This window comes from Pseudomonas sp. ZY71, assembly GCF_036542145.1.
Taxonomy (GTDB): domain Bacteria; phylum Pseudomonadota; class Gammaproteobacteria; order Pseudomonadales; family Pseudomonadaceae; genus Aquipseudomonas; species Aquipseudomonas koreensis_A.
Window position 1 is genome coordinate 4,581,117 of sequence record NZ_CP144274.1, and the last position, 16,245, is coordinate 4,597,361.

The window sequence follows — 16,245 nt, forward strand, 5'->3', positions numbered from 1 at the left end:
CTGGGGCACCGTATAAAAATAAAAGACCCGACGCCGTTGCAGGCGCCGGGTTTCAGCCAATCAGATGGGCGTCAGGCAACCTTCTTGCAGGTGCAGTACGCGGTCCATCTGGCGAGCCAGGTTCATGTCGTGGGTCACCACCAGGAACGCCGTGCGCATGGAGGTGCTGAGTTCCAGCATCAAATCCTGAATGCCTTGCGCGGTGTGGGAGTCGAGGTTGCCAGTCGGCTCATCGAGCATCACCAGAGCCGGCTTGTTCACCAAGGCTCGGGCGATGGCCACACGTTGACGCTCACCACCGGACAGTTCCGCCGGTTTGTGCTCCAGACGATGGCCGAGGCCGACGCGCTCGAGCAACGCGGTGGCGCGCTGACGGGCTTCCGGGATTGGCGTCTTGCCGATCAGCAGCGGCATGCAGACGTTTTCCAGCGCGGTGAATTCCGGCAGCAAGTGGTGGAACTGGTAAACGAAACCGAGCGCACGGTTACGCAGCAGGCCACGCTTCTTCTCACTCAGTGCCGACAGTTCTTCACCGTCGAGCCAGACGCTGCCCTTGGTCGGTGTGTCCAGACCACCGAGCAGGTTGAGCAAAGTACTTTTGCCGGAACCCGAGGTGCCGACGATCGCCACTCGCTCGCCCGGGTGCAACTCCAGTTGCAAGCCGGCCAGCACTTCTACCGATTCCGGGCCTTCCTCGTAGGATTTGCCCAGGTTGCGGCAGCTCAAGATTGCTTGTTCACTCATGCCCGACTCACTCATAACGTAGCGCCTCCGCCGGCTGGGTGCGCGCGGCACGCCAGGCGGGATACAGGGTGGCGAGGAAACTCAGAACCAACGCCGCCGCACAGACCATGACCACGTCCTGGCTCTGCACCTGCGACGGAAGATAATCAATGAAATACACGTCAGCATTAAGGAATTTGTGGCCGATCAGGCCTTCCAGCGCCGAGATCGCCGCGCTGACATTAAGCGCCGCGAGAATCCCGAGCACCGCGCCAATCGCCGTGCCGACCACACCGATCACCGTGCCTTGCACCATGAACGTGCGCATGATCGTGCCCGGCGTCGCGCCCAACGTACGCAGAATGGCGATGTCGCCCTTTTTGTCGTTGACCACCATCACCAGCGTGGAGATGATGTTGAACGCGGCAACGGCGACGATCAGCAGCAACAGCAGACCGATCATGGCTTTTTCCATGCGGATCGCCTGATACAGATTGCCGTGGGTGCGGGTCCAGTCGCGGGCGTAGTAATGGTCTTCGCCAAGCTGCTGGGCGATGTTCCATGCCACCCGTGGCGCCTGGAACAAATCGTCGAACTTCAGGCGGATGCCCTGCACCTGATCCGGTTTCCAGCGGTGCATCTTCGCCAGATCCTGCAGGTTGGTGACGCCCAGATAGCCGTCGAGCTCGCCGGCGCCGACATGGAAGATGCCGACCACGGTGAAGCGCTTCATGCGCGGAAACATCCCGGCCGGGGTCACGCTGACCTCCGGCGCGACGAAGGTGACCTTGTCACCGATGCCCACGCCGAGCTTGGTCGCGGCCTTGTCGCCGATGACGATGCCGAAGCTGCCCGGCGTCAAATCGTCGAGTTTGCCCTGCTTCATGAAGTTGTCGATGATCGACACGTTACGCTCAAGCGCAGGGTCGATGGCGTTGAGCAACACCTTGGACACCTGACCGTTATTGGTCAGCAGGCCCTGCATCTGGGTGAACGGCGCAACTGCCGTCACCTGCGGGTTCTGCTTGACCTGGGTCGCGAGGCTTTGCCAATCGTTGATCGGCTCAGTGGATTCAATGGTCGCGTGGGGCACCATGCCCAGCACGCGGGTGCGCATCTCATGATCGAAGCCATTCATCACCGAGAGCACGACGATCATCACGACCACGCCAAGGGCGAGCCCGATCATCGAAGTCAGGGAAATGAATGACACAAAATGATTGCGACGCTTTGCACGGGTATAACGCGTGCCGATAAATACGAAGAGAGGTCTGAACATGTCGGGGCTTGTTCGGAGGGAAAAGGAACGTCCTTGTGGCGGGGGTCGATAACCAGCTTTACACTCAGACCACCGCCGCTACCATGGGTTCGCCATGTCGACATTAGATGAAGAAGATCGCCGCGAATACTACCGTATCGAGGACACGATCGCACTGGAAATTCGGCCCCTGTCCGCTCCCGAAGCCGCAGGCCAGGAAGTGTTGCAGGATGCTTCCCCACTCTTCAACCTGCTCAGCGAACTGCACCTGAGCGAATTCGAGTCGCAGCACCTGTTGCGCCAGATCAGCGAGCGCGACCGGGCCATCGCCGCGTTCCTGAAATCCCAGAACAAGCGCATCGACCTGCTCAGTCAGGTGGTCGCCCTGACCGTGCTCGGCCATATCGGCGAGCCGCAACCGGTGATCATCTCCGAAGGCGGGATCGACTTTCAGTATCCGACGCCGATTGCCACCGGGGCACACCTGTCGGTGAAACTGGTGCTGATGCCGCAAGCTCTCGGCCTGCTCCTGCGCGCACGCGTCACCCATTGCGACCGCAAGGGCGAGGGGTACGACGTCGGCACCGAGTTCGAACACTTGACCGATGCCCAGCGCCAGTTGCTCGCCCGCTATATCTTGCAGAAGCAGGCCCAGGAACGACGTCTGGCCCGCGAACAGAACGAATCAGGCATTTAATTTAAGGAAGAACCGTGACCCTCATCTACGGCCACCGCGGCGCCAAGGGCGAAGCACCGGAAAACACCCTGAGCAGTTTTCAGGAATGTCTCAAGCACGGCGTGCGCCGCTGTGAACTCGATCTGCACCTGTCCAAGGACGGCGAGTTGATGGTCATTCACGACCCGACCCTCAAACGCACCACGGAACGCCGCGGCAAGGTTGTCGAGCACAGCGCAGCCGAACTGGTGACTTACGACGCGCGCAAGGGCGGCCCGGGCTGGATCAAACCCTGCCCGATTCCGACGCTGGAAGAATTGTTCGAGAAGTGCGATTTCGAGCACTGGCAGCTGGAAGTCAAAAGCGCTTCACGCACTCGCGCGGCAACCACGGTGCTGGCGATTCGTGAAATGGCCCAACGGCATGGCCTGCTCGACAAGGTGACCATCACCTCGAGTTCGCGGGAAGTGCTGAAAGCGGCGCTGGATCTGGTGCCGGATGTGTCGCGCGGACTGGTCGCCGAATACGCTTGGCTAGACCCGTTGAAGGTCGCGGCCAGCTATGGCTGTGAGATTCTCGCGCTGAACTGGACACTGTGTACGCCGGAACGCCTGCAGAAGGCGCAGCGTCAGGGGCTGCATGTGTCGGTGTGGACCGTCAACGAGCCTGCGCTGATGCGCAGACTCGCCGACTTCGGCGTTGACAGCCTGATTACAGACTTTCCCGGTTTGGCCACTGCCACCCTCGAGAATTGCTGAAATCGGTCTCCCCGGCCGGCTCAGGCCACCGGCCGGAGCCCGTCAAAAAAGCCGGTTGAGGCCGTCGTACGCCGCTACCCGATAGGCTTCGGCCATGGTCGGGTAGTTGAACGTCGTATTGACGAAATACTTCAGGGTGTTCAGCTCGCCCGGCTGGCTCATGATCGCCTGGCCGATGTGGACGATCTCCGACGCCTGATAACCGAAGCAGTGAACGCCCAGCACTTCCAGGGTTTCACGGTGGAACAGGATCTTCAGCATGCCTTGCGGCTCACCGGCGATCTGCGCACGCGCCATGCTCTTGAAGAACGCTTTGCCGACTTCATACGGCACTTTGGCCTGGGTCAGCTCCTGCTCGTTCTTGCCGATCGAGCTGATCTCCGGAATGGTGTAAATGCCGGTCGGCACGTCATTCACAAAGCGCCAGCTACCGTTATCGACAATGCTGCCAGCGGCCGATCGACCCTGGTCGTGGGCGGCACTGGCCAGGCTCGGCCAGCCAATCACGTCACCGGCACCGTAGATGTTCGGCACGCAGGTGCGGTAAGCCTCGTCGACTTCGATCTGGCCACGGCTGTTGACCTTGACGCCGATGTTTTCCAGACCCAATTGATCGGTGTTACCGGTACGGCCGTTGCACCAGAGCAAGGCGTCGGCCTTGATCTTCTTGCCGGACTTGAGGTGCAGGATCACGCCGTTGTCGACGCCTTCAACGCGATCGTAATCTTCGTTGTGGCGCACGGTGATGTTGTTGTTGCTGAAGTGATAGCTCAACGCCTGGGAGATTTCCGAGTCGAGGAAGCTCAGCAACTGACCACGGTTATCGACCAGTTCAACCAGTACACCCAGACCACTGAAGATCGACGCGTATTCACAACCGATCACGCCAGCGCCGTAAACGATCAGTTTGCGCGGTGTGTGGCCGAGGCTGAGGATAGTGTCGCTATCGTAGATACGCGGGTGGTGGAAATCGATGTCCGCCGGGCGATACGGGCGCGAACCGGTGGCGATGATGATGTGCTTGGCCACCAGCTTCTCGACCACGCCGTTGGCGCAAACCACTTCGATGGTTTGCTCATCGGCGAAGCTGCCGGTGCCGAAGAACACGTCGACGCGGTTACGGGCGTAGTAGCCGGTACGCGAAGCGACTTGTTTGGAAATGACTTTCTCGGCGCTTTTCAACACGTCCGGGAAGGAGAACCAGCGTGGCTCGCCGATCGCCCGGAACATGGGATTGGTGTTGAACTGCATGATCTGCCGCACCGAATGACGCAGTGCCTTGGACGGGATGGTGCCGAGGTGGGTGCAGTTGCCGCCGACCTGGCGACGGCTGTCGACCATCGCGACCTTGCGCCCTGCTTTGGCGGCGTTCATTGCCGCGCCTTCTCCCGCCGGGCCGGAACCCAGCACCACCACGTCGTAGTTGTAGACAGCCATGCGTACTCCTCAGAACAGGCCGCGGTGCCAGCAGCACCGGCGGCTAAATCACGCCGAACGGCGGCGCGAAGGAACAATTGGGGGTCAATCAAGAACCCGGACACAGTCTATAGAAGCGTCAACGCCGCGCACATTAACCCTTGGTCGCGTCGTAGGCTACTTTTGCCTGCACTACAACGCCAGCTTTCGTATTGTTCTCAGTCAGTTTTCTTGCCACTGAGGCGTTCGAAAGCCGCGTTGGTGCGGACGACAAAACCTGTATCGGCACGAATCACAAAGAATGCACCAATGTCATGTTTTTCGGCATAGTCCCACGCCCTTTCGGGGCCGAGAATCAGCAACAGCGTCGATAGTCCATCGGCCATCAGCGCTGAAGGATGAATCACCGTGACTGACGCCAGGTCGTGTAGGACCGGTGCACCGGTGCGCGCATCGAAGGTGTGGGAATAGCGCCGGCCGTCCTGCAGGAAATAGTTGCGGTAGTCGCCGGAGGTGGAAACGCCGTAGCCGTCGACATCGATGATGCGCTCGGCGACTTGTTGATCGTCGCGGGGTTCTTCCAGGGCGATGCGCCACGATGAGCCGTCAAGCTTTCGACCCTTTGCCTTTAACTCCCCCGTCGCTTCAGCGAGGTAATCGTGAATGCCCAATGCGTCGAGCCTGGCCGCGATGGTGTCGACGGCATAACCGGCGGCGATGCTGTTGAAGTCGACTTCGACGGCGGCATCCTTGCACAACTGATCGCCACTGATATGCAGATGCTGGTGACCGACTCGCTGCATCACTTCGGCCAGCGCAGCGGCGTCAGGGACTTTCTCTTCGCGGCCTTGTGGGCCAAAGCCCCAGAGGTTCATCAGCGGTTCAACGGTCAGGTCGTAGGAGCCTTCGCTTTGCGCTGACAGTTGTTCGCCTGTGCGGACCAATTCGAGTACCGACCCAGGCATTTTCTGACAGCTGTTGGCGGGCAAAGCGTTGAAGCGCTCGATGTCCGAATCATTGCGATAAGTGGACAACTGCCGGTCGACTTCGCCGAGGATGCCCTCCACTTCACTGCGAACCCGCGTCGCTTCAGGCATGCCAGCGTGGTGCACGTACTTGATTGAATACGTGCTGCCCATGGTAGGCCCGCCAAAGCTTTCCATGGACTCGCCATTACCACAGCCAGCCAATACGCCAGCCAGAATCACAAGCCCAAACAACCGTCCAGTGAACAATTATTCATCTCTCCGTAAAACCGCGGCGGCCATTATGAATTAAAGGATCTGCAACATCTTTATACAAAATCCAATAGCGAGTACCTGAACATGTCCTCCACCACGGGCAAAGGCAAAGCGATCTTTCGCGTTGTCAGCGGCAACTTTCTCGAAATGTTCGACTTCATGGTCTATGGCTTTTACGCCACGGCCATCGCCAAAACCTTCTTCCCCACCGACAGTGCCTTCGCCTCGCTGATGCTTTCGCTGGCGACCTTCGGCGCGGGCTTCCTGATGCGTCCGCTGGGGGCGATTTTCCTCGGCGCCTACATCGACCGTCATGGCCGCCGCCAAGGCTTGATCATCACCTTGGCATTGATGGCTGCCGGTACGGTACTGATTGCCTGCGTTCCGGGCTACGCCACCCTCGGCGTCGCCGCGCCGCTGATCGTACTGTTCGGTCGTTTGCTGCAAGGCTTCTCGGCCGGCGTGGAGCTGGGTGGCGTGTCAGTGTATCTGGCTGAGATTGCCACACCGGGCCGCAAGGGCTTCTTCGTCAGTTGGCAGTCTGCGAGCCAGCAAGCGGCGGTGGTATTCGCCGGTTTGCTCGGCGTTGGCCTCAACCACTGGCTGAGTCCGGAACAAATGGGTGATTGGGGCTGGCGCGTGCCGTTTCTGATCGGCTGCATGATTGTGCCGGTGATCTTCGTCATTCGCCGCTCGCTGGAGGAAACCCCGGAATTCCAGGCGCGGAAACACCGCCCTACCCTGCGGGAAATCGTCCGCTCGATCGGGCAGAACTTTGGCATTGTCATCGCCGGCATGGCGTTGGTGGTGATGACCACGGTGTCGTTCTACCTGATCACCGCGTACACCCCGACCTTCGGCAAAGCCGAGCTGCACCTGTCGGATTTCGACGCATTGCTGGTGACGGTGTGCATCGGCCTGTCGAACTTCTTCTGGTTGCCGGTGATGGGCTCGGTGTCTGACAAGATCGGCCGAAAACCCTTACTGCTGGCAGCGACGATTCTGGCGATCCTGACCGCTTACCCTGCCCTGTCGTGGCTGGTGGCGAACCCGAGCTTCAGCCATTTGCTGATCGTCGAGTTGTGGTTGTCGTTCCTGTACGGCTCGTACAACGGCGCGATGGTGGTGGCACTGACCGAGATCATGCCGGTGGAAGTGCGTACGACCGGGTTCTCGCTGGCCTACAGTCTGGCGACAGCGACGTTCGGCGGGTTTACCCCGGCGGCGTGCACGTATCTGATTCATGTGCTGGATAACAAGGCTGCGCCGGGGATCTGGCTCAGTGGCGCGGCGGTGTTGGGGCTGATTGCGACGCTGGTGTTGTTCCGTGGCAATAAACATGAACTGCGCACTGCGCAGGCCGCCATACCCGGCGGAGCTCGTTAAATAGCTATCGCGAGCAGGCTCACTCCTACATTGGATCTGCGTCGTTCACAAATCCCCATGTAGGAGTGAGCCTGCTCGCGATGAGGCCTAGACTGGCATCACAGATCCAACTGACACACAAACAAAAACGCCCCGACCAAAGTCGGGGCGTTTTCATGTGTAGCTATCGCTTAGCGCGGGAACGCTGGCGGGTTTACACCGGCCATGTCTTCCATCACACGGATAACCTGGCAGCTGTAACCGAACTCGTTGTCGTACCAGACGTACAGAACAACGCGGTTATCCTGAACGATGGTCGCTTCAGCGTCGACCACACCGGCGTGGCGCGAGCCAACGAAGTCAGTCGAAACCACTTCCTGCGAATTGACGAAGTCGATTTGCTTGTGCAGATCGGAGTGCAGCGCCATGTAGCGCAGGTACTCGTTCATCTCTTCACGGGTGGCGGCTTTCTCAAGGTTGAGGTTGAGAATGGCCATCGACACGTTTGGCGTCGGAACACGGATAGCGTTACCGGTCAGCTTGCCGGCCAGCTCAGGCAGGGCCTTGGCAGCAGCGGTGGCAGCACCGGTCTCGGTGATGACCATGTTCAGCGCGGCGCTACGGCCACGGCGATCGCCTTTGTGGAAGTTGTCGATCAGGTTCTGGTCGTTGGTGTACGAGTGAACGGTTTCGACGTGACCGTTGATGATGCCGAACTTGTCGTTGACAGCTTTCAGCACCGGCACGATGGCGTTGGTGGTGCAGGAAGCGGCGGACACGATCTTGTCTTCAGCGGTGATTTCACCGTGGTTGATGCCGTGAACGATGTTCTTCAGTTTGCCCTTGCCAGGCGCGGTCAGAACAACGCGGTCGATACCCGGGCACTGCAAGTGCTGACCCAAGCCATCGGCGTCACGCCATACACCGGTGTTGTCCACCAGCAGCGCGTCTTTGATGCCGTACTGGGTGTAATCCACTTCAGTCGGGTTCTTCGCGTAGATCACCTGGATCAGGTTACCGTTGGCGGTGATGGTGTTGTTTTCTTCGTCGATGGTGATGGTGCCATTGAACGAACCATGTACCGAATCGCGACGCAGCAGGCTGGCGCGTTTGGTCAGGTCGTTGTCGGCGCCTTTGCGCACGACGATGGCACGCAGACGCAGACCGTCGCCACCACCGGTTTTTTCGATCAGGATGCGCGCCAGCAGACGGCCGATACGACCGAAGCCGTACAGCACAACGTCGGTGCCTTTACGTGCGGAAGCGTTTTGCTGGCCAACCACGTCAGCCATCTCTTCACGAACGAACTGCTCGGCGCTGCGGCCATTGCCTTCGTTACGGAATTTGAACGCCAACTTGCCCAGATCTACCGAAGCCGCGCCGAGCTTGAGCTCGCTCATGGCTTTGAGCAGTGGGAATGTTTCGTGGACGGAGAGTTCGCTGTCGTCGGAAGAACGGTGGCGCGCAAAGCGGTGAGCTTTGAGAATCGCGATGACAGACTGGTTGATCAGGCTGCGGCCATAGATCGAGCTCACCACGTTGTTATTGCGGTAGAGCTGACCGATAAGCGGAATCATCGCTTCTGCGAGTGCTTCACGGTCGATCCATTCACCAAGACACTGGTCGGGCTTCTGAGTCACGGTAACCTTCCACATGTAGGGGCAGAAAAAAGGGGCTACATTATGCCGCCGACAACCTCATTCAGCAATGCGCGCTTGTCGCGAAATCGGTAACAAAATCCCTTTCAAAAAAATCACGCCTCGCGCCAGCCCAGTAAATACGCGGCTTCCAGCGCTGTCAATTTTTCGACGACTGTTAGACGATGTCTGTAACCCTCCGTAACACCAGCCTCTTTTGGCACTACATAACCACAAAAAAACGGCTGGTTTTTATGGTTACCACTACATTTCGTCCAAACAGCGAAGATAGACGTAGTCTGCAACTGACAGGCGGCACCGGACGCCGCTACAATTACCGACTTTGTCGCAAAGCCTGGAGCTCAACCTTCCGTGCCCGTTCTGCGTCTACCGCTACTCCCTGCCGAGGCAGGTAAACAGCATTGGGGCAATCTGCCCGGTGCTGCCCTCAGCCTGGCGATTGCCGAGGCTGCCAGCGCTGCCAAGCGCTTCACCCTGCTACTGACCGCCGACAGCCAAAGTGCTGAACGACTGGAACAGGAGCTGAGTTTCTTCGCCCCGGATTTGCCCGTACTGCATTTCCCCGACTGGGAAACCCTGCCCTACGACCTGTTCTCGCCGCACCAGGACATCATTTCCCAGCGCATCGCTAGCCTATATAGACTGCCGGAGCTGGAACATGGCGTGCTGGTGGTGCCGATTACCACGGCATTGCATCGCTTGGCACCGACCAAGTTCCTGCTCGGCAGCAGTCTGGTACTGGATGTCGGCCAGAAGCTCGACGTTGAACAGATGCGTGCGCGGCTCGAAGCCAGTGGCTATCGCTACGTCGACACCGTCTATGAACACGGCGAGTTCACCGTACGCGGCGCGCTGATCGACCTGTTCCCGATGGGCAGCAAGTTGCCCTACCGCATCGACCTGTTCGATGACGAAATCGAGACCCTGCGCACCTTCGATCCGGAAAACCAGCGTTCCATCGACAAGGTCGATTCGGTCAAGCTGCTGCCGGCCCGTGAGTTTCCGCTGCAGAAAGACGCGGTCACCCGTTTCAAGGCACGCTTCCGCGAGCGTTTCGACGTCGACTTCCGGCGCTGCCCGATCTTTCAGGATCTGAGCAGCGGCATCACCCCAGCCGGTATCGAGTACTACCTGCCGCTGTTCTTCGACGAAACCTCGACGCTGTTCGATTACCTGCCGCAGGACACGCAAGTGTTCTCGCTGCCGGGCATCGAGCAAGCGGCGGAGAATTTCTGGAACGATGTGCGCAATCGCTATGAAGAGCGGCGCGTCGATCCATCGCGTCCTTTATTGCCACCCGCCGAATTGTTCCTGCCGGTAGAAGACTGCTTTGCTCGCTTGAAGAGCTGGCCACGCGTGGTCGCCAGCCAGCAAGACGTGGAAACCGGCGTCGGCCGCGAGCGCTTCCCCGCGCAGGCACTGCCGAATCTGGCGATTGAAGCGAAAGCCACGCAACCGCTGGCAGCGCTGTCGGCATTTCTCGATGAATTCCCCGGGCGCGTGCTGTTCACCGCCGAATCCGCGGGCCGTCGCGAAGTGCTGCTGGAGTTGCTTGAACGCCTGAAGCTGCGGCCGAAAACCGTCGACAGCTGGCCGGACTTCATCGCGAGCAAGGATCGTCTGGCAATCACCATTGCCCCGCTCGACGAAGGTCTGATGCTCGATGACCCGGCGCTGGCACTGGTCGCGGAAAGTCCGCTGTTCGGCCAACGCGTGATGCAACGTCGTCGCCGCGAGAAGCGCAGCGACGTCAGCAATGACGCGGTGATCAAAAACCTCACCGAGCTGCGTGAAGGCGCGCCGGTGGTGCACATCGATCATGGTGTCGGCCGTTATCTGGGCCTGACCATTCTGGAAATCGACAATCAGGCTGCCGAATTCCTCACCCTCGAATACGCCGAGAACGCCAAGCTTTACGTGCCGGTGGCCAACCTGCATTTGATTGCGCGCTACACCGGCAGCGACGATGCCCTGGCCCCGCTGCACCGCCTCGGCTCCGAGGTTTGGCAGAAAGCCAAACGCAAAGCCGCCGAACAGGTACGCGACGTTGCCGCTGAATTGCTCGACATCTATGCCCGCCGCGCCGCTCGCGAAGGCTACGCATTTGCCGATCCGAAAGCCGACTACGCAACGTTCAGCGCCGGTTTCCCGTTCGAAGAAACCCCGGATCAACAGTCGACCATCGAAGCCGTGCGCGAAGACATGCTCGCGCCGAAACCGATGGATCGACTGGTCTGCGGCGACGTCGGTTTCGGCAAGACCGAAGTGGCCATGCGCGCGGCGTTCATCGCCGTGCACGGCGGTCGTCAGGTGGCGATCCTGGTGCCGACCACCCTGCTCGCCCAGCAGCACTACAACAGCTTCCGCGATCGCTTCGCCGACTGGCCGGTGACCGTAGAAGTAATGAGCCGCTTCAAATCGGCCAAGGAAGTGAACGCGGCGATCGCCGATCTGGCCGAAGGCAAGATCGACATCGTTATCGGCACGCACAAACTGCTGTCCGACGACGTCAAAATCAAGAATCTCGGGCTGGTGATCATCGACGAAGAGCACCGTTTCGGTGTCCGTCAGAAAGAACAGCTCAAGGCCCTGCGCAGCGAAGTCGACATTCTCACGCTGACCGCGACGCCGATTCCGCGCACGCTGAACATGGCGGTGTCGGGCATGCGCGACCTGTCGATCATCGCCACGCCGCCGGCGCGACGCTTGTCCGTGCGCACCTTCGTCATGGAGCAGAACAAGAGCACGGTCAAAGAGGCCTTGCTCCGCGAACTGCTGCGTGGCGGTCAGGTTTACTACCTGCACAACGACGTGAAAACCATCGAGAAATGCGCCGCCGATCTCGCCGAACTGGTACCGGAAGCACGTATCGGCATCGGTCACGGGCAGATGCGCGAACGCGAACTCGAACAGGTGATGAGCGACTTCTATCACAAGCGCTTCAACGTGCTGATCGCCTCGACCATCATCGAGACCGGCATTGACGTGCCGAGCGCCAACACCATCATCATCGAGCGCGCTGACAAGTTCGGCCTGGCGCAACTGCACCAGTTGCGTGGTCGCGTCGGCCGTAGTCACCACCAGGCTTACGCCTACCTGCTGACGCCGCCGCGCCAGCAAATCACTTCCGATGCGGAAAAGCGTCTGGAAGCGATCGCCAATACGCAGGATCTCGGCGCCGGTTTCGTACTGGCGACCAACGACCTGGAAATCCGTGGCGCCGGCGAACTGCTCGGCGATGGCCAGAGCGGGCAGATTCAGGCTGTGGGTTTCACGCTGTACATGGAGATGCTCGAACGCGCGGTGAAGTCGATCCGCAAGGGCGAGCAACCGAACCTCGATCAACCGCTGGGCGGTGGCCCGGAAGTCAACCTGCGGGTGCCGGCGCTGATTCCGGAAGACTATCTGCCGGACGTTCACGCGCGCCTGATTCTGTACAAGCGCATCGCTTCGGCCACCGACGAGGAAGGCCTGAAGGATCTGCAAGTCGAGATGATCGACCGCTTTGGCTTGCTGCCGGAACCGACAAAGAATCTGGTGCGCATCACGGCATTGAAGCTGCAGGCTGAGCAGTTGGGCATCAAGAAAGTCGATGGCGGCCCGCAAGGTGGACGCATCGAATTCGAAGCGCAAACGCCGGTCGATCCGATGACGCTGATCAAGCTGATCCAGAGCCAGCCGAAACGCTACAAATTCGAAGGTGCGACGATGTTCAAGTTCCAGGTGCCGATGGAACGCCCGGAAGAGCGCTTTAATACTGTAGAGGCGCTGTTTGAGCGCCTCCTCCCGAAATCTGTTTGAAGGACGCCCAATGCGCCTGTTTCGTTCGCTGACTTTGCTGCTGACTTTGGCAGTCCCTTCGGTTTATGCCGATGACCTGTATCAGGTCGAAATGATTCTGGTCCGGCAGAACGCCGTGCCGGCGATCGTCAGCCGTGCCGCGCCGGAAGACTGGGCCGCTGGCGCCCAGCGCCTGGCCGATGACAGCCAGCGCACACCTGCGCTGAATGATGTGGTCACCAAGCTCACCGCCAGCGGCGACTACAGCGTGCTGATGCACAAGGCCTGGCAGCAAACCCTCGGCGAAGCACCGGCGAAAGTCGCGGTCAGCGACGGTCAGGAGCAGTTCGGCCAGTTCCCGATCGAGGGCACGCTGGAAATGAAACTGGGGCGTTTCACCGATGTGAACGCCGACTTCTGGGTCAATCAGATCGACGCCAATGGCCTGGTCACCGCCAGTGAGCGCCTGAAACAGGACAGCCACACCAAGAACGGCCAACTCAACTATCTCGACAACGGCCATCTGGCCCTGCTGATCAAGATCACTTCCCTGACCGCGCCTGCGCCACGGGAAGCACCTGAAGCGATTCCGGACTGATCGAAGTCCTTATGAACCCGCCGCTGAGTAAACCGTTGGCGCCCTCCTGGGTCAGCCGATTCAAGGAACAGAGCCTGGAGCGTGGCCGCCGCTACGCCCTGGAAAACCGGGTACGCATCGCGCAAGTCGGCGATGCGACCATCACCGCCAGTTGCGAAGGCTCTGGCGGTAACGTGTACCGTCAGACCATTCACCTGCGCGAGTCAGCCAAAGGCACCTTGCTGCTGGTCGATGCCGGCTGCACCTGCCCGGTGCGCAGCAACTGCAAACATTGCGCAGCGGTGCTGCTGAAAGTGCAGGAAACCCTCGATTACCCCGCCGCCGCCAAAGACGCCGAACTGCTGGAAAAGCTGCAAGCCGTGCTGGAAAACCGCAGCCCGAAAGCGCCACCGCAAGTGTTGGTCGATAACGTGCAGCCGTTGCCACGTCTGTGGCTGGCCAGCGTCGAGTTCAGCGCTTTCGAACCGCGCAACGGCAAGATGCAGCGCTACATTCAGCATCGCGCGGCGCTGTCGTTCAGCTATCTGGATGAATACGTCAGCGGACAAAAGAACAGCGACATCCTGATTCGTCAGGAAACCCAGACGCTGCGGATAAAACGTCACCCGGAAGTCGAACAGTCCTACCGTGAACAGTTAAGAATCCTCGGTTTTCGCATCGCCACACGCCAGAGCAAAGCGCTGCCGGAAAGCGCGGGCGAACTGTATGAGATGGTCAATGACAGCGCCTGGCTGACCTTCACTCTTAACGATCTGCCGAAACTGCGAACCCAAGGCTGGGAACTGCAGATCGACGAGGAATTCGGCTTCGACCTGACTGCAGTAGATGACTGGTACGCCACCGTCGAACAGGTGCCGGAGCGCGACTGGTTTGATCTGGAGCTGGGTATCATCGTTAACGGTGAGCGTCTTAGCCTGTTGCCGATTCTGCTCAACCTGATGCGCTCGCACGCGGAGATCCTCAACCCGGAACGCCTCGCCCGCCGTCGCGATGACGAGTTGATTCTGGTCAATATTCCGCAGCGCAACACCGAGCACGGGCCGTTGCAGGTAGCGCTGCCGCTAGGCCGGTTGAAACCAGTGCTGATGACGCTCGGCGAGTTCTATCTGCAGGAACCGGGCGAAACCACCCTGCGCCTGAGCAAGGCCGATGCCACCCGCCTCAATTCGCTGGAAGGCCTGCCGCTGCTGTGGGAGGGTGGCGAGCAGATCCGCACGTTGGCTCAGCGCCTGCGCGATATTCGTGATTTCAGCGTTGAAGCGCCGCAAGGCCTGAACGCGACGCTGCGCCCGTATCAACTTGAAGGCTTGAGCTGGATGCAGTCGCTGCGGCAACTGGAGGTCGGCGGGATTCTTGCGGATGACATGGGTCTGGGTAAAACCCTGCAGACTCTGGCGCATATTCTCAGTGAGAAAAACGCCGGTCGCCTCGATCGCCCGTGCATGGTGGTGATGCCGACCAGTCTGATTCCGAACTGGCTCGATGAGGCGGCGCACTTCACCCCGCAACTGAAAGTGGTTGCGCTGTACGGCGCCACGCGCAAAAAGCACTTCGACAATCTGGCGGATTACGACCTGATCCTCACCACTTACGCGCTGCTGCCCAAAGACGTCGAACGTCTGGCCAGGCAGCCGCTGCATGTGTTGGTGCTGGATGAAGCGCAGTACATCAAGAACCCGAACAGCAAAGCCGCCCAGGCCGCGCGCGAGCTTAATGCACGTCAACGGTTGTGCCTAAGCGGTACGCCGCTGGAAAACCACCTGGGCGAGCTGTGGTCGCTGTTCCACTTCCTGCTGCCGGGCTGGCTCGGTGACGTGAAAAGCTTCAACGCCGATTACCGGGTGCCGATTGAAAAGCGCGGCAGTGAGGTCAGACTTCAGCACCTTAACGGTAGGATAAAACCGTTCCTGCTGCGCCGTACCAAAGAGCAGGTCGCCACCGAGTTGCCGCCGAAAACCGAGATCATCCACTGGGTCGATCTCAACGAAGCGCAGCGCGATGTGTACGAAACCATGCGCTTGGCGATGGACAAGAAAGTCCGCGACGAGATCACCCGCAAAGGCGTGGCGCGCAGCCAGATCATCATTCTTGAGGCGCTGCTCAAGCTGCGTCAGGTTTGCTGCGATCTGCGTCTGGTCAACGACGCCACCCTGCCCGCTCGCGGCAGCACCTCGGGCAAGCTCGACAGCTTGATGGAAATGCTCGAGGAGCTGTTCGAGGAAGGCCGGCGGATCCTGCTGTTTTCGCAGTTCACCTCGATGTTGTCCTTGATCGAAGAAGAGCTGAAAAAACGTAACGTTTCCTACGCACTGTTGACCGGCCAGACCCGCGATCGACGTACTCCGGTGAAGGAATTCCAGAGCGGCAAGCGTCAGATCTTTCTGATCAGCCTGAAGGCCGGCGGCGTCGGTTTGAACCTGACCGAGGCGGACACGGTGATTCACTACGACCCGTGGTGGAACCCGGCGACCGAGAATCAGGCGACAGATCGGGCGTATCGGATTGGTCAGGAGAAACCGGTTTTCGTTTACAAGATGATTGCCCGGGGCACGGTGGAAGAGAAGATTCAGCACCTGCAAAAGGAAAAATCCGACTTGGCGGCGGGCGTGCTGGATGGGCGCAAGGCCGGGGACTGGAAGTTGCAGAGTGATGACATTGAAGCGTTGTTTGCGCCGTTGCCGGACAAGCTCGATAAGCGTTGAAATCTTTTTCGTCTGTTAAATAGCTTTCGCGAGCAGGCTCGCTCCCACACTGGATCTGTGGCATTCACCA

Annotated in this window: 11 protein-coding genes; 6 read left to right on the top strand and 5 right to left on the bottom strand. The window is 59.7% G+C overall.

All coding sequences use genetic code 11. The annotated features are described in order from the left end of the window. Positions 1-60: 60 nt before the first annotated feature. Both lolD and VY732_RS20265 read right to left on the bottom strand, forming a co-directional pair. Positions 61-759 (bottom strand): lipoprotein-releasing ABC transporter ATP-binding protein LolD, encoded by a 699-nt coding sequence (gene lolD, locus VY732_RS20260; protein WP_442968548.1) that lies wholly within the window; start codon positions 757-759, stop codon positions 61-63. Beyond that, complete coding sequence (locus tag VY732_RS20265) at positions 752-2,002, bottom strand: lipoprotein-releasing ABC transporter permease subunit (RefSeq protein ID WP_077573829.1); 1,251 nt, start codon at positions 2,000-2,002, stop codon at positions 752-754. Before VY732_RS20265 ends, lolD begins: the two co-directional genes overlap by 8 nt. A gap of 94 nt (positions 2,003-2,096) precedes the next feature. Here VY732_RS20265 and VY732_RS20270 point away from each other — a divergent pair, with 94 nt between their 5' ends. Both VY732_RS20270 and VY732_RS20275 read left to right on the top strand, forming a co-directional pair. Beyond that, entirely contained in the window at positions 2,097-2,678 is a 582-nt protein-coding gene (locus VY732_RS20270) for a PilZ domain-containing protein (protein ID WP_016986736.1), read from the top strand. Positions 2,679-2,692: 14 nt separating this feature from the next. Continuing rightward, the gene (locus VY732_RS20275; RefSeq protein ID WP_016986737.1) at positions 2,693-3,415 is read left to right on the top strand and encodes a glycerophosphodiester phosphodiesterase; all 723 of its coding nucleotides are present in this window, start codon (positions 2,693-2,695) and stop codon (positions 3,413-3,415) included. Between the two features lie 42 nt (positions 3,416-3,457). On the opposite strand, the gene sthA is transcribed toward VY732_RS20275, so the two are convergent. Beyond that, the gene (gene sthA, locus VY732_RS20280) at positions 3,458-4,852 is read right to left on the bottom strand and encodes a Si-specific NAD(P)(+) transhydrogenase (protein WP_064117858.1); all 1,395 of its coding nucleotides are present in this window, start codon (positions 4,850-4,852) and stop codon (positions 3,458-3,460) included. Positions 4,853-5,049: 197 nt separating this feature from the next. Further along, positions 5,050-5,994 (bottom strand): FAD:protein FMN transferase, encoded by a 945-nt coding sequence (locus VY732_RS20285; protein WP_331691610.1) that lies wholly within the window; start codon positions 5,992-5,994, stop codon positions 5,050-5,052. 162 nt (positions 5,995-6,156) lie between these two features. Between VY732_RS20285 and VY732_RS20290 the strand changes: the two genes are divergently transcribed. Beyond that, on the top strand, positions 6,157-7,458 hold the full coding sequence (locus tag VY732_RS20290) for an MFS transporter (protein WP_016986740.1): 1,302 nt from the start codon (positions 6,157-6,159) through the stop codon (positions 7,456-7,458). Positions 7,459-7,628: 170 nt separating this feature from the next. Here VY732_RS20290 and VY732_RS20295 read toward each other — a convergent pair whose 3' ends face one another. After that, entirely contained in the window at positions 7,629-9,092 is a 1,464-nt protein-coding gene (locus VY732_RS20295; protein ID WP_077573831.1) for a glyceraldehyde-3-phosphate dehydrogenase, read from the bottom strand. 354 nt (positions 9,093-9,446) lie between these two features. On the opposite strand from VY732_RS20295, the gene mfd reads away from it, so the two are divergent. Genes mfd through VY732_RS20310 form a run of 3 tightly spaced genes read left to right on the top strand, consistent with a single transcriptional unit; the run spans position 9,447 to position 16,175 of the window. After that, on the top strand, positions 9,447-12,896 hold the full coding sequence (mfd, locus tag VY732_RS20300; protein WP_077573832.1) for a transcription-repair coupling factor: 3,450 nt from the start codon (positions 9,447-9,449) through the stop codon (positions 12,894-12,896). 10 nt (positions 12,897-12,906) lie between these two features. Then, positions 12,907-13,473, top strand: coding sequence for a CsiV family protein (locus VY732_RS20305; protein ID WP_077573833.1), 567 nt, complete (start codon positions 12,907-12,909; stop codon positions 13,471-13,473). 11 nt (positions 13,474-13,484) lie between these two features. Next, positions 13,485-16,175, top strand: a complete 2,691-nt coding sequence (locus tag VY732_RS20310; protein WP_116030898.1) for a DEAD/DEAH box helicase — start codon at positions 13,485-13,487, stop codon at positions 16,173-16,175. Positions 16,176-16,245 lie beyond the last annotated feature (70 nt).